Origin of the sequence: Roseateles agri, assembly GCF_034043675.1 — a bacterium.
In the GTDB taxonomy this organism is placed as follows: Bacteria; Pseudomonadota; Gammaproteobacteria; order Burkholderiales; family Burkholderiaceae_C; genus KK5.
Window position 1 is genome coordinate 98,837 of the sequence record NZ_JAXCLA010000006.1, and the last position, 24,739, is coordinate 123,575.

1 protein-coding gene (only partly in view) is annotated in these 24,739 nt (G+C 69.3%); it reads right to left on the minus strand.

The window, feature by feature from the left end; all coding sequences use genetic code 11:
- Window positions 1-24,739 carry the 3' portion of an Ig-like domain-containing protein gene (locus SNE35_RS18600; protein WP_320424469.1) on the minus strand. It continues 18,257 nt past the right edge of the window, so only the last 24,739 of its 42,996 coding nucleotides appear in the window; its start codon lies beyond the right edge, outside the window; it ends in the stop codon at window positions 1-3.

Consider the following 24,739-nt stretch of genomic DNA (forward strand, 5'->3'; position numbering starts at 1 on the left):
CTAGATCGTCAGCTTCCAATCATTGGGCACTGTTTGACGTGATCCCGCAACCCAGTCATTCACCCAGGTGTTGCTGGCCAGCGGTGCTTCGAGACCGAAGTCCAGCGCCGCGCCGAGCCGCACGACCGGCGCGGGCGCCGCCGCTGCCGCAAGGGCAGCCGGCACGGCCAGCGTCGGTGCCGGCGGGGTGCTCGGCAGACCCGAGGACACCTTCACCGGCGCGGTGATCGGCATCGGCCGCAGGGTGCCGCCGCCCGTGAACGGCTTGCCGGTGCGCAGCGGCGCGGCCGCGGTGACCGTCTGCACGCCCTGGTCGGTCCGCGCGGCCAGGCCGTCGACCGTGGCATCGAGCAGCTTCAGCAGCCGCGCCGTGCCGACAGCCGCCGAGGCGGGCACGCTGCTGTGAATCGTCACCAGCTCGCGCAGCGCGCCATCCGGCAGGCCGGCACCGAGGCTCAACTGCACGACCAGCCGGCCGGGCTGGCTCGCATCGGCTTTCAGCAGCGCGCCGAGCGGCAGGCCAGCGGCCAGCACCACGTCGTCGATCTGCAAGGTGGCGGGGTCGTAGGCCAGTTCGAAAGACAGGCTGCGTGCGCCGGCCGCGCCGTCGATCTTCAGCGTTAGCGCCTGGCCGGTACTGCCGGCCGTTGCGCTCAAGTCGTCCAGATGCACGACGGCGCCGCTGGCCGCCGGCACGCGGAAGCCCGTCACGAAGTCGTCGCCGCCGGTGCCGTCCGCATTGCCGTCGAGCTGCTTGCCATCCTGGCCGACGAAGCCGCTGGCGCCGGACTTCAAGGTCAGCGTGTAGGCACCCGCGGACAGCACACCGCCCGAGGACACGAAGCGCAGGCCCTTGCCGTCGGCATCGATGAAGATGCTGCCAGCCAGCGCGCCCGAGGGGCCGCTCAGCTGCAGGTCCGCCGCATCGATCAGCGAGGCGTTCACTGCGCGGTCGAAGCGCAGGCTGAAGCCGTCGTTCTCTGGCGTGACGCGGGTCACGACGAGGTTCGGCACCGTCACCACCGTCGGCACCGCCGCCACCACCGTGCCGCGGCTGGCGGCCAGCACCATCGCGGAGTCGGTCGCGGTCACGATGCCGTCGCGGTTCGCGTCGGCCACCAGCAGCGGGTTGACCAGCGTGTACGCGGCGAGCCCCGAGTCGGCACGCGCGGCGAGGCGTTGCAGCTGCGTCACGTCGGCGGCGGTCAGCGTGTGATCGCCGTCGGCATCGCCGAGCTGCGCGACGACATGGATGCCATCGTCCGCCCGGCCCGCGCCCACATTGCTCGCGATGCCCTCCAGCCTCAGCACCTGGGCGGCGCCATAGGCGGCCGACAGCGGCACCATGCCCTTCACCAGCACCAGCTTGTGCACGGCGTTGTCGGCGTAGGCCGTGCCCAAGGTCACCTCGACATGCAGCAGGCCCGGTTGCGTCACCGCCGCGCTGACGGTGCTGCCCGCTGGCAAGCCGGTCATCGCCGCGGCCGACTGCACGTTCAGCAGCGTCGGGTCGTAGCGCAGGTCGAAGCTCAGGTGGTTCAGGCCGTTCGCGTTCTGCACGCTGATGGCGAAGCCGCCCGCCGCCGGGTCGTAGCTGGCCGCCTGGCCAGGCGCACGGGCGAAGTCCTCGACCGAGACTATCGGCGCCGACGAGGCCGCCACGCTGAAGGTCTTGAGGTAGTTGTCGCCCGTCGTGCCGTCGCCATTGCCGTCCAGCCTCAGGCCGCCGAGGCTCACGAAGCCATCCGCGCCGGCATTGAGCTTCAGCGTGTAGTCGCCCGCCGCCAGCACGCCGCCGGCCTTGACGAAGCTGAGGCCCTGGCCGTCGGCATCGAACACCACGGTGCCGTTCACGGCCGTCGTGCCCAGCACCAGGCTCAGGTCCGGCACCAGCGCGCCCGTGCCGTAGAGCTGCACCAGGCTCGCGTCCACTGCCTTGTCGAAGCGCAGGCGGAAGCCGGTGTCGGTGGCCTGGAAGCTGCTCACGTGCAGCGCCGGCTGGGCGATGACGTTCAACTCCACCAGCCCGCTCGCGGTGCCGCCCAGGCCATCGCTCAGCACGTAGCTGAAGCTGGTCGTGCCGATGAAGTCGGCCGTGGGCGTGAACACCAGGTGGCCGTCCGCCGTCAGCTGCACCGTGCCCTGCGTGCCGGCGGCATCGAAGGATGCGATGGACAGCGGGTCGCCATCGGCATCGCTGTCGTTCGCCAGCAGGCCCGGCGCCGACAGGTTCAAGGTCTGGCCGGCGAACAGGGTGAAGCTGTCCTTGGCCGCGACCGGCGCGGTGTTGGTGACGCTGATGCGGACGATGGCGTCGGCCGTGCCGCCCTTGCCGTCGCTGACGGTGTAGCTGAACTGCGTGTTGCCGACGAAGCCAGCCTGCGGCGTGAAGGTGAGGCTGCCGTCGTCGGCGAAGACGACCGTGCCCTGCGTGCCGGTCGTGTCCACGGCGCTGAGCTTCAGCGCGTCGCCGTCCGGGTCGCTGTCGTTGGAGAGCAGGCCCGGCGCGGCGATCACCAGCGGCTTGCCGGCGTGGACGCTGTAGCTGTCGTCGCTGGCCACCGGCGGCCGGTTGCTCTGCGTGACGGCCAGGCTCAGCGGATCGGCGGCGAAGCTGCCGTCCTCGTTGGTGGCCGAGACGACGATCGCGAAGTTGCCGACCGCGCCGTAGCTGTGCGAGGCCGTCGTTGCATCGCCAGCCAGTGTGGTCTGCTGGCCATCGCCCCAGTCGATCGTCCATTGGCTGATCGTGTCCTGGCCGGGATCGGTGGCGGAGAAGCTGATCGCATAGGGCTCGCCGGTCTTGGACGTCGCCGCACCGCTGACGGCCAAGGTCGGCGCCACGTCCTGCACGTCGACCGCGAAGCTCGCGCTGCTCTTGCCGCCCGCGCCGTCGTCAGCCTGCACGGTGAACGAGAAGCTCGCGTTGCCGTCCTTGGCCAGCCAGGTCAGCACGCCGGTGTCGGCATCCAAGGTGGCGCCGTCGGGACCGTCGAGCAGGGTCCAGGTGACCGGGTTCGGGCCGTCCGGATCGGTGGCGGACAGGTGGACCGTCAAGACCTGGCCCTCGTCGACCGACTGCCGCGGCACGTCCGAGATCACCGGCGCGTGGTTCACCGCGCTGACGGTGATGCTCACCGTCGCGGTCGACGACTTGCCGCCCGCGTCGGTCACCTTGAAGACGAAGCTGTCGGCGCCGCTGTAGTCGTCGGCCGAGGTGTAGCGCACCACACCCGTTGCCGGGTCGATCGCGCCCAGCGTGCCGTGCGCCGGCCCGCTGACAAGGCTGTAGACCAACGCACTGCCCTCGGGGTCGGAGCCGCTGAGCTGGATGTCCTTCGGCTGGCCTTCGCTGGCCGTCACGCTCTGCGCGTTGGCGACCGGCGGATCGTTGAACTCCATGTGCACGCTCAAGGTGCTGGGCGGATGCGCGCCGTCCTCGTCGGTCGGCGTGACCTTGATCGTGTAGTCGCCGTCCTGGCCGTCGGCGTAGGTGTGCGTCAGGCTCTTCGGATTGCCGTTGATCGTCTCGACGATGCCGTCGCCCCAGTCGACCTGCAGCGAGCTGATCGTGTCCTGGCCCGGGTCGGTCACCGTGTACGTGAAGGTGTAGGCCTGGCCGGCCACGCCGTTGCCGTTGTTGGGCTTGGTGAACACCAGCACCGGCGCCACGTCCATCACCAGGATCTTGAAGCTCAGGTCGCTGTAGGCCTCGGGGCTGCCGCCGTCGCTGACTCGCACCAGCACGTCGAAGCTGCTGGGGCCGTCGGCGGGCGTCCACTTGAAGAGGCCGGTGGCGGCATCCAGGGTCGCGCCGGCGGGGCCGCTCAGCAGGGTCCAGGTCTTGCCCGGACCGTCAGGGTCGGTGGCGGTCAGCTGCACCGTCAAGGTGGAGCCCTCGTTGACCGTCTGGTCCGCCACCGGCGTGATCACCGGCGCGGCGTTGACGTGGAGCACGTTGAGCGTGAAGGTCGCCGTGTTGGAGGTCGCGGCGTTGCCGTTCGAGCCGTCCGGATCGCCGCGGTCCTTGGCGCGCCAGGTGAAGCTGTCGGTGCCGACGTAGCCGGCATCCGCCGTGTAGACCCAGGCACCGTTGGCGCCCTGCGTGATCGTGCCGTGCTGCGGGCCGGTGACGAGTTCGAACGTCAGGTTGGCACGCGCTGTCTCGGCATCGGTGGCGGCCAGCAGCAGGTTCAGCGTGCCGTTCTCGTTGAGCGAGCCGCTCTGGTCTTGCGCCACCGGCGCGCTGTTGACCGGCGTGATGTTGATCGTGATCGTGGCCGAGGAGACGCCGGTCTTGCCGTCGTCCACCTTGAACACGAAGCTGTCGATGCCGTTGTAGCCGGCGTCCGGCGTGTAGATGAGCTGGTGCGTGTTCGGGTCCAGCGCGGACAGGGTGCCGTGCTGCACGTCGGTCGGGATGCTCCAGGTCAGCGGGTCGCCGTCGGCGTCGGTCGCGGCCAGGGTGATGACGATGCTGCCGTTCTCGGCCACGGTCACCGTGGCGGGCGCGGCCACCGGCGCGTGGTTGGCGCTGCGGTCGATCGTGAAGGTGCGCACGTAGTCGCCGCCCGGCGTGCCGTTGCCGTCGCCGTCCAGCGCGTTGCCGGCGGTGTCGAAGATGGCCTTGGTGCCGGACAGCGTCAGCCGGTACTTGCCGTCGGCCAGGATGTCGCCGAAGTTCAGGGTCAGGCTGGTCTCGGGGAAGCTGTAGAACGGGCTCAGCTTGATCAGCACGTCGTCGCCGGTGTCGAAGATGCCGTCGGCGCCGGCGCCGCGCAGCTCGTAGTTGGCCGGGCTGCGCGCGGAGACGCCGTTCAGCGCCTCGCTGAAATCGACCTGGATGGACGTGAACGCGGCCGCCGTCGTGCCGCCGCTCGGCGGCAGCTGCGAGATGCCGGTCACCGTCGGGCCGACGGTGTCGCCCGAGTTGCCCTGGAACTCGTAGGCGCCGATGTCGTAGTAGACGAGGCCCGGCGTGGGCTTCCACAGCAGCGAGTTGGCACTGGCCAGGCTGGATTGGCCGTCGTAGCTCGACAGCACGTAGCTGACGCCGTTGCCGGCGGACAGGCCCACCGTGGGCGTCAGGCCCGTGTTGCCCGCGCCGTAGTCGAAGCGCACCGAGCCGTCGGCGAACAGGGTCAGCGCGGCATTGACGTCGGTGTTCGTGCCTTGCAGCTTGGCGGCCCAGCGGATCGTGTAGCTGGTGGCGGTGGACGTGATGAAGATGTCCTTGCCGGTCGGGCCGGTATCCAGGTCGTCCCACAGTGCGGCGATGCGCACGTTGCGCAGCAGCAGCTCGGTGCTGTTGGCATTGCCGCTGTAGGCCGAGTCGGGGCCGGCGAACTGGATGAAGCCATTGACGTTGATCCAGGCCTGCGTGTAGGTCTTGCCGTAGAAGGTGAAGGCGAAGGGCAAGGTGACCTGCAACGCGTAGTCTCCGGTGCGGAAGTTCTGCGCCGTGCCGCCGGCGGTGAACAGGCTGGCGCCGGCATCGGTCGGCACGAACAGGTCCCAGCCAGTGCCCTTGTTGGGGCTGGACGGGTCGTCGCGGCGGTCGCGGCCTTCCAGATCCTTGGGCGGCGCGAGGTAGGCATTGGCAGCGTCGATCGCCGACGAACCGGCGGCCAGCTCGAAGTTGTCGTCGCTGCCGTTGCCGGTGGACAGGCCCTGCTCGCCGAGGATGTTGTCGGCGCCGTCGATGTCGATGAACTTCGGATCGCCGCTGACCGAGTTGGCGTCCTGGCCGCTGGCGGCCTGCCAGCCGGCCAGGGTGCCCTGCGTGGCGCCGGCCCAGATGCCGATGAAGGCATTGGCCGCCGGGCCGCGGTACAGCAGGTTGTTGTTGCTGACGAAGCGGGTCGCGCTGCCGGCGTCCACCGACATGCCGTAGCCGGCCTGCACGTCGACGATGTTGTTGACGAACACCACGTCGGAGGCGCCGCCGGTGAGCCGCACGCCCTCGCCCACCAGCTGGTAGATCGTGTTGTTGAAGAAGCCGTCGCCGTCGCCCACCGTGTGGCCGCCGGTGATGCGCACGCCCTGGTTGGTGTTGGCGTAGATGACGTTGTTGATGACGCGGCTGTAGCCGTTCTCGACCAGGCCGACCGAGTTGCTGTAGAGCCGGTTGCCCTCGATCAACGACTGGTAGCTGATGACGCCGTTGGTGTTGGCATAGATCGAGTTGCCCTTGACCCAGCCGCCCTGGTTCACCTCGATGCCGGTGCCGTTGTGGTGGACGATGTTGGCCTCGAAGTACGGATTCCCGTACAGCCCGTAGAGGCCCGTGCCGGCCTGGTTGTAGACCTCGTTGGCCCGCACGATCAGGCCGGTGTCGCTGTAGAAGTAGCCGCCGAACTGCGAGTTGTCGTGGATCTTGTTGTTGCTGACGACGTTGCTCGCGTTCGTGTAATCGATCTCGAAGCCGACGCGGTTGTTGCGCACGTCGTTGCTGTCCCACAGGTTGCCGCTGCCGTACTGCTGGTAGGCACCGCGGTTGCCGTTGTTGCGCAGGATGTTGTTGCTGAAGGTGTTGTTGTCGTTGGTGCTGCCGATCCAGATGCCGTCCTGCGTGGCGGCGTGGATCTCGTCGTTGACGATCGTGTTGCCGTCGCTGTCGGCGTTGTCCAGGAAGACGATGCCGTACTGGCCGCCGGTGACGGCGACGTTGCGCAGGGTCACGTTGTCGGCGCCGGCGAACTGCACGGTGTAGGCCGCGCTGTAGCTGGCGTTGCCACGGTCCAGCGTGGCGGTATGCGAGAGGCCGGTCGGGCCCTGGATCGTCACGCCCGAGTCCTGCACCTGCAGCATCAGGTTCGTGTACTGCATGTAGGTGCCGGTATCGACGTAGATCGTGTCGCCGGGGTTCAGGTCGTAGGCGCGCAGCAGCGCCGTCAGGCTGGCCATCGGGTGGGCCGCGTCCTTGCCGCTGTTGAGGTTGTTGCCGACGGCCGTCGTGTACTCGTCGCCGGCGGTGGAGCCATCGTTGACGTAGAACACATTGCCGCCGTTGGCGATCAGGAAGGGCTCGTCGGACACGTCGCTGGCCACCGTGCTGCCGTCGGCCGCATGGGCCACCGCGCGGATCAGCGCGGTGTTGCCGGCCGAGGCCTGGTCGGGCGTCCAGGTGTAGCTGCCGTTGCCGAAGCGGTCCATGTGCAGGCCGCTGGCGATCGTGGTCCAGGTGTTGCCGTTGTCCAGGCTGGTCTGCAGGTCCACGGTGGCCTGCGGATCGCCGCCGGGCACGACCCGCAGGATCTCGATGCCGCTGATCTCGGCGCCGCCGACGCGGTTGATCAGGTCCAGGTCGATGCCCTGGCCGCCGCTGGCCACGACGTTGAACTCCTTCACCACCGCCTTGCGCACCGCGCCGGCCTCGGCGCGGATGTCGAAGTTCGCCTGCACCGTGGTGCCGTTCAGCACGATGTCGAACTTGCGGGTGCCGGGCTGCGAATAGATGTAGTCGTCGGCGAAGTGCAGGCGCACGATGTACTGGCCGTCGTCCACCGGCAGCGCCCACGAGAGGCCCTGGCCCGGCGTGCCGTTGCTGTAGGCGATGCTCTGGTACACCGCCTGCGGTGCCGGGTTCGTCACGCCGCTGATGTCGACCGGGTCGCCGTAGCTGGTGTAGCCGTAGGCCTGGGTCATGTAGTTGTTGCGCAGCCAGTTGCCGAGGCTGCCGGCGCTGACCGGGCCGGTGTTGCCGGCATTGAGCAGCAGCGCCGGCTCCGTGCCGATCAGGTCGGCCGTGTGCCAGGTGATCGTCGTTGGCGTGCCCACCTCGAGCTTGGCGTAGCCGTCGGGCCCGTTGACCTGGATCACCGGCGCGGGGCTCTGCGTGGCCTGCGGCGTGTTGCCGAAGGCGCCCTGGTCGATGCGCGCGCCGTTGTGCACCGGCTCGTTGACGAAGTCGCTGGTCGGGTCGCCGCCGTCCACGCCGGCGCTGCCGGCGGCGAGGCGGAAGTCGTTGTCCGCGCCGCCGTCGCCGACGATCTGCTGGATCTTGATCGCGTCCGCGAGGATCTTGCCGTAGGCGCCGCCGTCGCTGATGCGCACGGTCAAGGTGTCGCCGGTGACGACGATGGTCATCACGTCGCGCCACTTGGCGCCGCCCTCGGTGTAGTCCGTCGGCAGGCTGTTCTGGCCGACTCTCACGTTGCGCGCCAGGTTGCCGGTCCTCGCCAATCCGTCGTAGGCGCTGAACAGCGTGTTGCCGGCCACGGCGCTGGTCTCGTTCCAGGTGGCCGCGATCACGTAGGTGCCCGCGGTGAGGCCCGTGAAGGTGTAGGTCGCGTAGTTGGCGCCACTGCCGGTGACGTAGCCGCCGGCCTCGCGCCGATCGCTCTGGTAGCCGGAGGTGCCCGTGGTGACGGTCGTCCAGTTGCCGGTGAAGGCCACGCCGATGTCGCCGTCGTCGAGGATCTTCGAGGCGCCCACCGGCGCCGCGGACCAGCCGGAGACACCGTCCGCGCCGTTGGCATTGACGAAGTTGGCGTTGCCGATCTGGCTGTGCAGGTCGTTGCCGGTCTCGAAGCGCCAGTTCAGCAGGGTGTCGAAATCGTGGCCCTGCCAGTTGATGCCGATCGGCGCGCTGGCGCTGTCGCCGGTGCCCGAGAACAGGTTGTAGTCGCTGAAGTAACCGCTTTGTGAGTTGGACGGAACGACGATATTGGTCGCGCCGGCGGAGGTGGCGAAGATGTTGTTGACGATGCGCACGTTGTTGGCATTGGCCTGCACGTCGATCGCGCGGCCGCCCTGCTGGCGGATCGTGTTGTTGACGATGCCCTGCTGCTCGTCGCCGCTGTAGCCGCCGCTGACGCGGATCGCGTTGACGTTGTCCCACAGCAGGTTGTTGCGGAACATCGCGCTGCCGTTGATCGAGGCGCCCAGCGTGTTGCCGTAGATCCGCAGGCCCGAGGCGGTGCCGCTGCTGATGTTGATCCCCAGCGTGTTGCTGTAGAGCGTGTTCGCGCCGATGGTCTGGCCGTTGGTATCGATGCCGGTGTTGCTGCCCCAGACGGTGTTGCCCGTGACCGTGCCGGCCTGGTAGGCGCCGATGCCGCGGTCGCTGGCGGCCCAGACGCTGTTGTCCAGCAGTTGGCCGTCGTACAGGATCTGCAGGCCCAGGCCCACGTCGTGCACCTGGTTGTTGCGGATGATGGTCTCGTCGCCGGCCACCGGGCTGCTGCCGATCGAGTAGTTGTAGATGCCGGTGCTCTGGTTGTAGACCTCGTTGCCGCTGACGACGAGCCGGTAGGTGTACTGCGAGTAGATGCCGGTGCCGCCGTTGTCGTGCACCAGGTTGCCGGTGACGCGGCCGTCGGCCACGTTCTGGCCGATCCAGATACCGCCGGAGCTGTTGCCGTAGACCTCGTTGCCCACCAGGTTGAAGCGGTGCGAGGCCGAGCTGTCGCCGACGACGAGGCCGTACTGGCCACCGGTCAGCTTCAGGTTCTGGATCGTCACGTCGGTGGCGCCGGCCAGCTGCAGCGGGTACTGGCCGCCGCCGGTGTTGTTGCGGTCCAGGATCGAGGCGCCGACGGTGGCGCCGACGATCTTCACGCCCGAGTCCTGCGCGCCGACGACCACGTTGGTGATCAGCGTGTAGTGGCCGGTGTCCACGTAGATCGTGTCGCCGGGGTTCAGGTCGTAGGCGCGCAGCAGCGCCGTCAGGCTGGCCATCGGATGGGCCGCGTCCTTGCCGCTGTTGGCGTTGTCGCCGATCGCCGTCGTGTACTCGTCGCCGGCGGTGGAGCCGTCGTTGATGTAGTAGGCGGTGCCGCCGTTGGCAATCAGGAAGGGTTCGTCCGAGGTGTCGCTGGCGATCGTCGCGCCGCCGGCGGCGTGGGCGATCGCGCGGATCAGCGCGGTGTTGCCGGCCGTGGCCTGCTCGGGCGTCCACTGGTAGCTGCCGTCGCCGAAGCGGTCCATCGAGAGACCGCTGGCGATCGTCGTCCAGGTCAGCCCGTTGTCCAGGCTGGTCTGCAGATCCACGGTGGCGGCGGCATCGCCGGCCGGCACGTTGCGCAGGATCTCGATGCCGCTGATCTCGGCACCGCCGACGCGGTTGATCAGGTCCAGGTCGATGCCCTGCCCGCCGCTCACGGTGATCGTGTATTCCTTCACCACGGCCTTGCGCACCGCGCCGGCCTCGGCGCGGATGTCGAAGTTCGCCTGCATCGTCGTGCCGTTCAGCACGATGTCGAACTTGCGGTTGCCCGGCTGGTTGTAGATGTAGTCCTCGGCGAAGTGCAGGCGCACGGTGTAGGTGCCATCGTCCACCGGCAGCGCCCACGACAGGCCTTGGCCGGCCGTGCCGTTCGCATACGAGAAGCTCTGGTAGACCGACTGCGGCGCCGGGTTCGTGACGCCGCTGATGTCCACCGGGTCGCCATAGCTGCCGTTGCCGTAGCTCTGCGTCATGTAGCCGTTGCGCAGCCAGTTGCCCAGGCTGCCGGCGTTGACCGGGCCTGTTGTGCCGGCGTTGAGCAGCAGGGTCGGCTCGGTCGTGACCACGCCGGCGGTGTGCCAGGTGATCGTCGTGGGCACGCCCACCTCGAGCTTGGCGTAGCCGGCCGGGCCCATCACCTGCACCATCGGTGCCGGGCTCTGCGTGGCCTCCGGCGTGTTGCCGTAGGCGCCCTGGTCGACACGCGCCCCGTTGTTGACCGGCTCGCGAACGAAGGCCTGCGTCGGGTCGCCGCCGTCCACGCCGGCGCTGCCGGCCTGCAGGTGGAAGTCGTCATCCGCGCCGGCATCGCCGACGATGCGCTGCAGCTTGATCGCGTCCGCGAGGATCTTGCCGTAGGAGCCGTTGTCGCTGATCTGCACGGTCAGGGTGCCGCCGGTGACGACGACCGTCATCACGTCGCGCCATTTCGCGCCATTGGCCGTGTAGTCGTTGGGCAGGCTGTTCTGGCCCACGCGCAGGTTGCGCGTCAGCGCGGCGCTGCCGAGCGCGCCGTCGTAGGCGGTGAACAAGGTGTTGCCGGCCACGCCGTTGGTGTCATTCCAGCTCGCGGCGATCACGTAGGTGCCGTCCACCAGGCCCGTGAAGGTGTAGGTGACGTAGTTGGCACCGGTGCCGGTGACATAGCCGCCGGCCTCGCGCCGGTCGCCCTGGTAGCCCGAGGTGCCGGTGGTGACCGTGGTCCAGTTGCCGGTGAAGACGACGCCGGCATCGCCGTCGTCGAGGATGCGCGCCGCGCCTATTGCGGAAGTCGACCAGCCGCTGATGTTGTCCGCGCCGTCGGTGTCGACGAAGCTCGCCTCGGCGATGCGGCTGTTGACGTCGTAGCCGGTCTCGTAGACCCAGTCGGGCCGGCTGGTGAAGTCACGGCCTTCCCAGTTGAACAGCACGCTGCCGGCACCCTGGCCGAACAAGTTGTAGTCGCTCTGGAAGCCGCCTTCGGAGTTGCTGCTGACGACCACGCCGGCGGCGCCGCCGCGCAGGTTGATGATGTTCGACGCGAGGTGCGCGTTGCTGGCGTTCTGCACGCGCAGCGCGGTGCCACCGGTCTGCACCAGTGTGTTGTTGATGAAGCCCTGCGTCTCGTCGGCGCTGTAGCCGCCCTGCAGGACGACGCCGTTGGTGTTGTCGTAGACGATGTTGTTGCGGAACATCGTGCCGCCGTTGATCGACACGCCCAGCGCGTTGTCATAGCTGCGGTTGCCTTCGGCCAGCACGCTGGACATGTTCAGGCCGGTCGTGTTGGCGTAGGCGATGTTGTTGCGCAGCGTGGTGTTGTTGACGTCGATGCCGGTGTTGCTGCCCCAGACGGTGTTGCCCTGCACCAGGCTGATCTGGTAGCCGCCGATGCCGCGGTCGCTGGCGCCCCAGACGAGGTTGTCGAGGATCTGGCCGTTGTAGATCGCCTGGATGCCCAGGCCCACGTCGTGCACCTGGTTGCCGCGGATGACCGGGTCGTCGCCGGCCACCGGGCTGCTGCCGATCGAGTAGGTGTAGATGCCGGTGCTCTGGTTGTAGACCTGGTTGCCCGTGATCTCCAGGCGCAGGGTGTACTGGCCGTAGATGCCGGTGCCGCCGTTGTCATGCACGAGGTTGCCGACGATGGTGCCGTCCTGCACGTTCTGGCCGATCCAGACACCACCGCTGCGGTTGCCGGTGATCTCGGTGTTGCTCAGTGTGAAGCGGTGCGCGGCCGAGTTGTCGAGCGCGACGAAGCCATACTCGCCGCCGGATAGCACCAGGTGATCGATCGTCACGTCGGTGGCGTTGGTGCCGAGCTGGAAGGCGTACTGGCCGCCGTTGGTGTTGCCGCGGTTCAGCACCGTGCCGTGGGTGATCGCGCCGCGGATCGTCACGCCGCTGTCCTGCGCGTCCACCAGCAGGTTCGTGCTGAGGTTGTAGACGCCGGAGTCGATCAGGATGATGTCGCCCGGCTTGAAGTCGTAGGCGTTCAGCAGCGCCTGCAGCGAGGCCTTGGGCTTGTCGGGGCTGCGGCCGTCGTTGGCGTCGTCGCCGATCGCGGTGGCGTATTCGTCGCCGACCAGCGAGCCGTCGTTGACGTAGAAGACCGAGGTGGTCGAGGCCAGGCGGAAAGTGGCGTCCGACACGTCGGACACCGCCGGCTGCGCCACCGAGCTGACGCGCAGGATGTAGTTGCCGCCCGGGAACTGGCCGGCCACCGGGATCCAGGCATAGCTGCCGGTGTTGTCCACGTTGGCGGCCACGCTGAGCCAGGTCGTGCCGCCGTCGCGGCTGATGTCGATGTTGACCTGGCCGGTGAAGCCGTCGGAGCGCCAGCGCACCGTCGTCGTCTCGCCCTCGGCCACCGTCTCGCCGCCGTTGGGCGACATCACGCGCACGTAGACGGCCGGGCTCAGCGAGGCCAGGCGGGTGTTGCCGTCGGCGCCGATGTTGACGTAGCCGCCGCGCGGTGCGGGTTCCTGGTCGAAGGGCTGGTCGGCCACGCCGCGGTCGATGCCGGGGGAGTCCTGCGCGTCGTTGGTCAGGGTGCCGTTCAGCAGCATCGGCAAGCCGTTCGTGCCGATCACCGGCGCGAGCGAGGCGCCGTGGTAGCTGCCGTGGGTGCTCTGCAGGTGGAAGTCGTCGTCGCGGCCGTCGTGGCTCGCGTCTGTGTAGCCTAGGCTGCCGTCGGCGCCGAGCATGTTGACGAACAGCGGGTCGGTGGCCTGGCTGTCGGCATCGCCGAAGCTGGCCTGCTGCCAGGCCGTCAGCGTGCTGCGCTGCGTGCCCTGCCACATGCCGACGGCACCCTGGAAGATGTTGTAGTTGGAGACGAAGCCGTTCTGCGAATCGGCAGCGATGTTGAGCCCCACGCCGCCGCCGACCACCCACAGGATGTTGTCGATGAACTTCGCGTTGTTCGCGTTGCCGTAGAGCTGCACCGCGTCGCCCATCACCTGGTAGACGGTGTTGCCGATGAACTGCGGGCTGCTGCCCTGGAACTGCACGCCGACCGAGCGATTCGCGTAGATCAGGTTGGAGCGGACGACCGCGTTGCCGTTGGAATACAGGCCGATGTCGTTGCTGTAGACGGTGTTGCCCGTCACCGTGCTCGACGGCGCGTAGATGCCGTAGCCGGCGTTGTTGTAGACGCGGTTCTCGGCCGCCGTGGAGCTGCCCGCGTAGAGGCCGTTCACATTGCCGTAGATCACGTTGCGGCGCGCCTCGCCGCTGCTGACCCAGATGCCGTAGCTGCCGTTGCCGGTGTTGCCCGAGGCCACGTTGCCGGCCACCAGCACATTGCCGCTGAAGCTGGCGCCGCCGTTGGCATTGCCGATGAAGCGGTTGCCCAGGCCCAGGCTCAGGTCGGTGCTGCCGATCAGCGCCTGCGTGCTGCTGCTCACCGGCATGTTCAGGCCGGTGTTGCCATTGCCCTGGAACAGGTTGCCCTGGACGCGCGTGGCGCCCGTGTAGTACAGGTAGGCGCCGAAGCGCGAGTTGCCCGAGAGCGTGCTGCCAGTCAGGAAGCCGAGGCTTCCCGATTCCCAGTACAGGCCGTCGGTGCGGTTGCCGGTGCTGGTGAGCTGGTCGATGCCGCCCAGCGTGCCGTAGCCGACCAGGCCGGTGCCGGCGTTGTCGTGCATGAACAGGCCCGTCCAGGTGGACAGCGGCGAGGTGGTGTTCGCGTTGATGCCTTCGTAGACCATGCCGGAGGCCTCGATGTAATCGAGGTCCACGGCCTCCGCGCCGCCGTAGATCAGCAGGCCGCGCTGCGCGTCGCGCAGCTGCAGGTGGCTGATCGAGACGAAGTCGGTGTCGGACAGGTCCAGGAGCGCCCACGAGCGCTCGTTCGGCACGATCGGGAACAGCGAGGCGGTGTGGCCGGCCTGCGTCGGGCCGGTCATCACGAAGCCCTCGTCGATGCCGTAGCCGCGCGACGCCGTGCCCGACAGGGTCAGCGACTCGAACTGCGGATAGTTGCCGGTGTCGACGTAGAGCGTGGCGCCGGCCTGCAGGTCGTAGGCGCGGAACAGGTTGGCCAGGTAGGGCTTCGGCGCATCGGCGGTCTTGCCGGTGTTGCGGTTGTTGCCCATGGCCGTCGTGTACTCGTCCCCGGCGGTGGAGCCGTCGTTGACGTAGTAGGTGGCGCCGTCTTCCGGCACGGTGAACGGTTCCTGGCTGCGGTCCAGCACCGCGGCGTTGTTGACCAGCGAGACCTGGATGCGCAGGCCCTGCGTGCCGAAGTCGATGCCGCTGTTGCCGGGGATCCAGGTGTACTGGCCGGAGTCCGGCGTGGCCGCGACGATGTTGGCCACCCACTTCGGGCCGTCCGGCGTGTCCTGGTAGACGTCGATGCGCACCGGCGAGTCGTCGGTATTGCCGTAGGTCTCCCAGGTGATGTTCAGCGGCTTGAACTTTTCCCAGTCGATGTAGAAGTCCGGCGAGCGCAGGTCGATACGCGGGCTGCGGTCGGCCACCGGCAGATCCTTCACCGTGCCGCCGTAGGCGCCCAGGTCCGGCGCGCCGTTCTCGTTGATCTTGTAGAGGAAGGCCTGGTCGAAGTAGCCGTCGGCATTACCGCCGGTGACCCGGTTGGTCTTGACGACGAACTCCACCGAGCGCGTGCCGTAGGGCACCTGCGCGCGCTGGCCGATCAGCTCCCAGCGGTCGGTCGCGCCGCTGGCGTTGGCCGTCGCGGTGGCGATCACGTTGCCGGCCGCGTCGCGGAAGATCAGCTGCACCTGCGCGGTGTCGACCGGCGTCTCCACGCCCAGGCGCACGCGGCTGCCGAACAGCAGCTGCAGGTCCTGGCTGTCGGCCTCGGCCGCGGTGATGCCCAGCTGCGCCAGGGTGAAGGTCTGGCGCGCGAAGCCGCCCGCCACGCCGCCGGCGAAGAAGAAGCTGCTGCCCTCGTAGGCGGCCGGCGCAGAGCCGGTCGGCACCAGCGCCTGCGCGCCGGCGTTCACTTCCCAGCCGGCCAGCGAGCCCTCGAAGCCGGGGTTGGCGAGCAGGTTCTGGTCGGTCGTCGGCCGGCCGTTGTCGACCAGCGGGTTGCCCATGTCCACGCCGGGCGAGGAGTAGCGCTGCAGCGCCACCGGATCGCGCAGTCGGAAATCGTTGGTGAGGATGGAGATGAACTGCGGCTCGGCCCAGCTCGGGTTGACCACCGTCGTGCCGATCGAGTGCAGATCGAGCCGGTCCAGGTCCATCTGCCAGTCGAGGATGTCGATGAAGTCGGTGGCCCAGAAGCCGATCTTGCCGGTGCCCGAGGTGAACAGGTCGTTGTAGTCGCTGAAGATGCCGTAGCGGCTGTCGTTGGCGATGTAGAGGTCGTAGCCACCGGCCGCCCACATCACGTTGTTCTGCACCTCGACTTCCTTGCTGCCGCCCTCGGTGCGCAGGTTGTCGCCGGTCAGCGAATAGAAGGTGTTGTTGAACACGCGCACATCGGTCTTGCCGGTGATCTGCACGCCGACCACGGTGTTGCGGTCGAAGATGTTGTGCAGGATGCGCTGCTCGCTGGTCGCGTCGATCGCGCGCTGGTTCGCCGACAGGCGGTTGAACTGGATCGTGCCGGTGAAGTTGGCGACGCCGGTCACATTGCCCTGGATCAGGTTCATGTGGTCGGCCGTGCCGCCGCCGAGCTGGCCCGCGCCGGTGACGCCGACGGTGTTGTTGCTGACCACCTGGCCCTGCATCACCGCGCTGCCCGAGAGTTTCACGCCGGTGGCATTGCCGTCGAAGGTGTTCGGCCGGTCCAGCGAGGCGCCGACGAAGCCCAGCGCCTGGTCGCCACCCAGCGAACTCTGCAGGCCCACGGTGGCGCCGCTGACCCAGTTGCCGGCCAGTTGGTTGCCGGCCGCGTAGTTGATGCCCAGGGCGCCGCCCTGGATGCGGTTGTTCTCGATCAGGCCGGCGAAGGTGGCCAGCAGGTCCACGCCCGTGGCCGTGCCAAGGATCGTGTTGCCGGCGATGCGGCCGCTGGCGGCGGAGCCGGCCAGCACGCGCAGCGCGGTGGCGCCGCTGATCGTGTTGTCGCGGATCTGCACGCCGGTGGCGCTGTCCAGCAGCAGGCCGCCGCCGATGGTGTTGAAGCGCAGGCTGGCGTTCTGCACGCCCGCGGCGATGCTGACGCCGCCGCTGAGCTTGTTGCCCATCAGCTGGGCGCCCTGCCCGGCCGTGAGGCTCGTGAGGCCTGTGACGCTGCTGTCCGTCACGCCGACGCCGTTGGCCGCCACGGTCAGCGCGCCACCGATGGTCAGCCGCTGCAGGTTGACGTTTGCGCCGTTGATCACCACGTCGCCGTTGATGCGGCTGTTCGGTGTGCCCCAGATCAGCACGCCGGCATCGGCCGCGGACACGGTGAAGCCCGAGGCTTGCGTGCCGGTGACGATGATGACGTCGCCGGCGCCCAGCACCTGGCTGTCGAGGATGCTCTGCACCGAGGTGTTGGCATCCGCCGTGAAGGTGCGCGAGACCGGCGCGGCATCGCCGCGCACGAGGATCTCCGGCGAGTTCGCCGTGCCGCCGACGCTGGCGTCGGCCCAGGCCAGCAGGGCCTTGCCGTCGGCACCGACGGCCAGCGCCAGTTGCTGCGGCTGGCCGCCGGTGGCGCTGATGCCACCGCTGCTGGCTTCGCCCGGCAGCACTTCGACGAAGTGCTGCGTCGTAGCGTTCCATTGCCGCTCGTACAGCGCGCTCGCCGCATCGGCCAGCGGCGTGTTGACCCACACCAGGCGCAGCGAGCTGCCGCCCGCAGCCAAGGTCGGCAGGCCGGGCCGGCTCTGGTCCTTGATCACGTCGCGCACGGTCACCGTGGCGCCGTCGAGCTGAGCCGTGACGACCGTCGCGCCGGTATCCGAGAAGGCCTGCCAGGCCACGAACAGCGAGCCACCGAAGTAGGCCACGCTCGGCTGCGCATGCCAGGTGCTCGGCTGGCCCAGCGCCGTGTTCACCGCGGGCGAGCCGCTGACGTTCGTGGTCGCCCAGGTGCCGGTGTATTCGGCGACGTAGACCTCCCGCATCGCCGTGTTCGGCTGGATCGCCGAGTAGGCGATCGCCACCTTGTTGCCGTTGGCGCTGACGCTGAAGTCGCGCAACTCGGTGCCGATGGCAAGACCTGTCCCCGTGGTCGCCGCCTGCGCGCCCAGCGCCACCCAGGCGCCGCCGGTGTAGATCTTGGCGTAGACGCGCAGGTCGCCGCTCGCCTTGTCGGTCCACACCAGCACCGGGCCGTTGGTCGTGTTGACCAGCTTGCCCTCCACCGCCGTGCCGGTGCCGGAGACCGTGCCCAGGCTCACCCAGGCCGAGCCGCTCCAGCGCTTGACGAGGAGGTCGCTGCGGCCGTCGGCCGTCGTCTCGGTCCAGGACACGATGGGCGCACCTGTGCCATCGAGCGTGATGCTCGGCTTCGTCGAGGCCGCGTTCGGGCTGGCCGACACGCCGCCCTGCGTGGCGCTGCCGCCCAGCATCGTCCACTGCGTGCCGTCCCAGCGCGCCACGTAGACCTCGAAGTTGCCGTTGCGGCTGTCGCTCCAGGCCGCGTACTGCTGGCCCGCGGCGCCGGCCACGACGGCCGGTTGCTGCGAGAGGCCAGCGTCGCCTGCGAGCCCGCGCAGCGCGTCGGAGTCGAGCGTGCTGCCGCCCAGGTCGCCCCAGCGACCGGTGCCGGCGATGCCGTCCGGCAGCACGCCCACCGCGCGCGGGCTGCTGTCGTCCACCGCCACCGGCGTGGGCGCCGGCGTCGCGGTGACCGTGCCGTTGAACGAGGCATCGTCCCCGCCGCCGCCGAAGTCGATCAGGTTGCTGGTGCCACCGCCGGTCTCGCTGACCGCGATGCCGGCCACGCCCTGGATCAGGTCGTCGCCGCCTTCGCCGTACAGCAGGTCGTTGCCGCCCTGGCCGAAGAGCTGGTCGCGGCCGGAGCCGGCCTCGTTGCCGTTGGTGCCGAAGTCGCCGTAGAGGTAGTCGGCCGCGTTGTCGTCGCCGGTGGGGTCGATGCCCTGGCCGTACAGCTTGTCGTTGCCCGCGCCGCCCACCAGCAGGTCCGCGCCGGTGCCGCCTTCCAGCACGTCGTCGCCGGCGCCGCCTTCGAGCACGTCGTCGCCGCTGCCGCCGAGCAAGTGGTCGTTGCCGGCCAGGCCCTGCAGCCGGTCGTTGCCGGCGCCGCCGATCAGCGTGTCGTCGCCGTCGTCGGAGCCCACCAGCAGGTCGTCGCCGTCGCCGCCGTCGATGGTGCCGCCCTGGCCGTAGCCCTGGTGCAACTCGTCGTTGCCGGCCTCGCCGTAGATGCGGTCGGCGCCGAAGCCACCGTCGATGTAGTCGTCGCCGCCGTTGCCGTGCAGCTCGTCGTCGCCCTGCTCGCCGTAGATGCGGTCGGTGGCGTTGTCGTCCGGATCGCTGGTGCCGTGGCCGAAGATGAGGTCGTTGCCGCGGCCGCCGTAGAGCGTGTCGCTGCCGGCGCCGCCGTAGACGGTGTCGTTGCCGTCGCCGGCGTCCACGAAGTCGTCGCCCGCGCCGGCGTCGATCGTGTCGTCGCCGCCCAGCGCCCAGATCTGGTCGTTGCCGCTGCCGCCGCGGATCGTGTCGGCGCCATCGCTGCCGAAGATGCGGTCGTTGCCGGCGCCGCCATCCAGGGTGCCGTGGCCGACGATCAGGTCGTCGCCGCCGTTGCCGGAGATCGTGTCGGTGCCGTCGCCGCCGTAAAGGTCGTCGTTGCCCGAGCCGCCGCTGATGATGTCGTCGCCGCCGTTGCCGTAGACGGTCCAGGCCTGCGTCTGCGCGGAGACGTCGAGCACGTCGCCCTGGTCGCCGCCGCCGAGTTCGGGCCGGTCGCCGGTGACGGTGCCGGTCACCGTCGCGTGGCCGCCGGCCGCGTCGGCGCTGTGATAGTCCACCGCCAGGAAGATCCGCTCGCCGGCCGTCACCGTGCCGGTGATCGTCAGGTCGTCACCGGCATTCAGCGTGATCGCGCCACCGGCCTGCACCTTGCCGTCGCTGATGACGATGTCCTCGCCGCTGGCCGCGCTGTCGCGCGTGGTCAGGCGCACCTGGCCGAGGCTGCTGATGATGGTGCCGACATAGAGCGCCTGCACCACCTCGGTCAGCTGGATGCCGTTGGGCGCTGTCGCGGTGACGAAGCCGCCTTCCGCGGAGAAGCGGCTGTCGATCTCCACGTCGTTGTAGTAGCTGCCGATGCTGCCGCTGGCGGTCAGGGTCAGGTTGTTGCCTTCGACGTCGGCGGCCAGATCGGCCGCGTCGTCGAGCAGGTCGCCGGCCAGCACGCTCAAGACCACGTCGGCCGTGGTGGAGCGCACGCGGTCGAGGTTCATGTCACCGGCGACTTCGGTCAGGTAGATCGAGCCATCGGCCAGCGCGTAGAGCGTGCCGTGGCTGGGCCGCGATGAGTCGATCTCGATCGCGTTGGCTGCACTGCCGATACCGCTGCCCGCCGTGAGCCGCAGGTTGACGCCGGAGATGTCGGCCGCGGCATCGTTGCCGATCTCGCTGATCGCGCCCTGGCTGGCCGTGATCGTCACGTCGTTGTTGCTGGCTTCCACCTCGGCCAGCAGCACGCTGCCGCCGGTCGAGGTGATGCTGATCGCGCCGTTCTGCGCGAGCACCTTGCGCGGCAGCGTGATGTCGCCGCCGGCCAGCAGGGTGATGCCGTCGCCGGCGGTGATCAGGTTGTCGGAGAACAGGTTCAGCCGGTTGCCCGACTGGCCACCGGTGACGTTGCTGATCGTGCCCTGGCGCGCGGTGATGGACACGTCGCTGCCGGCCACCACGTGGTCGACCTGCACCGAGCCGGTCGTCGAGGTGATGGACACGTCGGCGTTCTGCGACCAGATCGAGGCCGGCGCCAGCACATTGCCGCCTGCCAGGATCGTCGCGTTGCCGGCGGCCTGCAGGATGCGCGGCAGGGTCACGTCGCGGCCGGCCGTGAGCTGGGCCGCGCCGCCCGCGGTCAGCAGGTTGGCCTGGTTCAGCGCCAGCCAGGTGTGGGCATAGCTCGCCAGCACGTTGGAGATGTCCAGCGCGGCGGTGAGCGTGGCATTGCCGCCGGCCAGCAGGTGGTCGGCGTAGATGCTGTTGTTCTGGCTCTGGATGGCCAGGTTGCCACTGCCGGCCTGCACGGTGCTGGGCAGGGTCAGGTCGCCGTTGGTGCGCAGGGTGACGTTGGCGCCGCCGATCCAGGTGTTGCGCTGGAACAGGTCCATGCGCTGGGCCGGGGTTTCGGCGATCACGTTCAGGTCGGAACCGGCGTCGAGCTTGCCGAGGCTGGTCGTCGTGGCGATGGCCGTGTTGCCGGTGCCGAAGAAACCGACCGGGAAATCGACGATCGCGCCGCCCGGCTGGTCGGGCCGGAAGTGGCGGATCCAGTTGGTCGTGCCGAGGTCCGTGGCCAGGGTGGCGGCGTTGATGTGCACCTGCACCTGGTAGGTCGGCGGCACGCCGTTGACGGTCACCTGCCGCTTGGCTTCGCGCAGCAGCAGGTCCAAGGTGCCGCCGGCCTTCATGTCGCCCAGGGTCAGGGTGAAGGTGTCGAAGGCCGGATCGCGCAGCAGGCCGCGGATGCCGAGGTAGGTGCTGGCGCCGGAGATGCTGGTCATCGTCGCCTGCCGGCCTTCGCTCTGCACCAGCTCCACGTTGAGCCGTTGGCCGCTCGTGCCGATCGCGCCGCCGGCGCTCAGCGCCAGCAGATTGGTGCGCACCAGCGCGGCGGTGCTGAAGGCCACGATGTCGCCGCCGACGCTGCCGATCTGCGTGCTGCCCAGCGGGTTGTCGATCACGCCGTTCAGCTGCACGTCCGGCTGGCCGGTCGTGCTCGTGTTGTTGATCAGGATCTGCGTGGCGCCGTAGCTGTGCTTGATGTTGAACTCGAAGGGCGTCGGGTCGGCCGCGCCGCCGCTGACGTTGTCCACGTCCAGGGTCACCGTGGGCACCGCGGTGCTGTTGACCGGCGCGATGTTGTTGATGCGCAGGTCCTTGTTCGACTCGTTGGTCAGCGTGATCCGGTTGTAGGTGTGGACGAAGGTGAAGGTCGACTGCGTGCCGGTGATCGAGCCGAAGTCGGCGATGCCCAGCCCCGCGTCGAACACGCCGTTGGCGCGGAAGTAGGCCGTGCCGACGCTGGCGTTGGTGATGTCGTTGACGATGATTGCGCTGGCGGTGTTCTGCACCGTCACGTTCTGCGCGGTGACGACATTGCCCGCCGCATTGACGAGCAGCACCGGGTTCGGGCCGCTGGACAGGCGCGCGTCGGCGTTGAAGTTGATCTTCTGCTGCAGCGTGTGATCGAAGCGCGAGTTGACGTCGCCGTCGTCGATCCAGGCGCCGTCCTGGCGGTAGCGGGTCGTGAAGGTGATGCTGCCGATCTCGGCGCGCACATCCAGCGCATGGGTGTCGAACAGCGCGCCGGCCGCGGCGTTCACGCCGGCCAGCAGGCGGTCTTCGACGATCGAGTCCACGTCGGTATCGCCGCCGGCGGCATCGGCCTCGCCATTGCCGTAGGTGTAGCTGCTGATGCCGGTGTTCAGCGCGTGGACGTAGATGTTCTCCAGCGAGAGCACCGTGGCGCCGGCGGCGACGTTGACCGTCGCGTCGGAGAACAGGCGGCTGTTCGCATGGGCATCGGGGTTGGCGCCCAGCGCGGCCGAGTAGGCGCTGGCCGTGACGTTGCTCTTGGCGCGGCCCAGAGTCGCGTCGAGGTTGATGTCGTCGCCGGCATTGATCGTCGCGTTGCTGCCGACGTTGACGGCGATCTGCTGGTGGTCGCCCGAGGATCCGACGTTCCAGTACATGTCGGCATCGGAATCAGCGCCCAGGCCGCCGCTGCTGGCCTTGCCGTTGATGCTGCCGTCGAAGCGCGCTTCGGCGCTGAGGGTCACGTCGTGCGCGGCCGTGATGCTGGCGCCGTCGCCCAGGCTCGCCGTGGTGTTGTGGTTGAGCTGCGCGCCGCCGCTGACCTGCGAGGAGTTGATGAAGCCGCCGCCCTTGGAGTTGGCGTCCACCGTGCCGTTCTGCGTGGACAGCGAGCTGAGCGTCACCGAGCCACCGCTGCTGCTGAGCCGCGCGCCGTTGCCGGCCGTGGCCGCCACCGTCTGCGTCGTGTTGACGAAGGCGTCCGAGTAGCCCACGGCGATGAAGGCGCCGCCCGAGCTGCCCGCCGTGGCCGCGCCGTTGGCCGCCGAGAAGGCGTTCAAGAGGATGTTGCCGCCGGCCTGGATGCTGGCGTTGTCCCCCACCAGCGCCTTCACCTGCGTGACGACGTCCACCGTGGACGTCGAGCCCTTGTCGCCGAAGATCAGCGCGCCGACCGAGCCGCTGGTGGCGCCGCTGGACACGCCGTTGTCGATCGCGTTGCCCACCAGCGAGCGCGCGCCGCCGGCGCCCAGCAACTGCTGGCCGGTGCCGCTGCCGGCGCTGGTGAGGTCGATCTCGAACTGGTGCTGGCCGCTGGTGGCCGCGCCTGACAGCTCGATGCCCTCGACGCCGATCGTGTGCTTGCCGCCGCCGACGCCGGTGAGGTCGATCGCCGCGCCGCCGGGGGTCAGCGAGAGCTGGAAGCTGTTGGCGTCGATCACCTTCACGTAGTAGGTGTTGCCGCTGACGAGGCCGGCCACCGGCGCCGCGTTGAGGCGGGTCAGGATGTGGCCGCTGGCCGCCGATTCGGCCGTGTTGCCGAGCGTGATGGCCGTGCCGTTGGTGGCATCGGCGGGGCTGGCCGCCAGCCGGATGTGGTCCGCATCGACGCGGATCACGTAGTAGGTGGTGTCGGCCGTCAGGCCGGTGAGCGCCACCGGCGGCTTGTTGGGACTCTCGGTCACCAGGTCGCGCAGCGTGTACTTGACGGCGTCGCCGGTGTTGAAGCCGTGGCCGCTGATGGTGATCGTGCTGTTCGCGCCGAGCGCGCTGCCGGTGAACTGCTCGGCGCTGGCGGTGCGGTAGGTCACCGCCTGGTTGTTCGTGAAGCCGTGGCCGGCCAGGGTGATCTTGTCGCCGGCGATGTCCACGTCGCCGCTGCCGAAGCTCTTCGGCGCGGCCAGCGCCGCGGCCTGGGTGGTGGCGAGCTTGATCGTCTGCGCGTCGATCACGCGCACGTAGTAGGTGCCGCCGTCGGTGAGCCCGGCGATGGGCGTGTTGCCGGCCGCGTGGTAGATCACCCGCTGGCCGTTGGTGAAGCCGTGCTCGGAGCCGAACTTGATCGCGTCCTGCGTGGCGTCCACCACGTTGGCGTTGAACACCGCGCCGAGCTTGACCGCGCTGTCGCTCTGCACGATCACCTGGTAGTTGTTGCCGTCCACCAGGCCGCCGACGGCCGCATTGCCGTCGCCGCCCTTGTCGTAGGTCACCGTGTCGCCGGTGGACAGGCCGTGCGCGCCGTTCAAGGTGATGACGTTGGTGCCCACGTTGACGCCGCCGGCGCCGAAGCTGGTGTCGCCGACGCTGACCTGCTGGCCCTGCGTGGCCTGCACCGTCACGCTGCCGCCGGCCTTCACCTGCGCGCCGCTGGCGAGCTGCGCGATGACGACCGGGTTCACGTTGATGTCGGCCTTGGAGATGCTCACCGCGCCGGCGCCGCCGGCGTAGCCGACCGCATTGCCGTCGCCCTCGGCATTGCCGCTGGCTTCCACCGTCACGTTGCCGCCGACGTCGATGCGCGCGCCGCCGGCAAGGCTCGCATTGATCTGCGGATTCACGTTGACGACCGGCGCCGCGCCGTTGCCGGCGATGAGGCCGCCGCTGGTCGCCTCGGCCACCGCGTTGCCGCGGCCGCCGCCGGTGGCCTCCACCGTCAGGCCCGCGCCGGTGATCTGCGCATTGCCGACCGTGGCACTGCTGCTCGAGTTGGCATCGGCGCGCGCATCGGTGGCGCCGAAGGCGGCGAGGCCGTAGGCCTGGCCGTCCGCGCTGGCATTGGCCTTGTCGGCCACGCCGGAGAGCACCGAGGTGCCGCCATCCGCATTGACCGAGGCGCCATCCAGGATCGCCGCGCTGACCACGCCGGCCGAGCCGGCCGTCGCCAGCGCGCCGTCCACGCCGACGAGGCCGCCGCTGGCCGCCTGCGAGTCGGCGCTGGCGCCCTGGGTGCCGTCGTGTGCGGCCTGGATGGAGATGTGGCCGCCGGCATCCAGCACACCGCCGGCGCTGACCGCCACCGTCGGCGTCACCTGCGCATTGGCCGCGCCCTTGCCCACCGCCACCGCGCCGATGGCCAGCGCATCGGCCGTGGCGGTCGCGCCGCCCGCGCTGCTGGCGCCGATCAGGATGTTGCCGCCGGCGCTGATGCCGCGGCCCAGCGCCTGC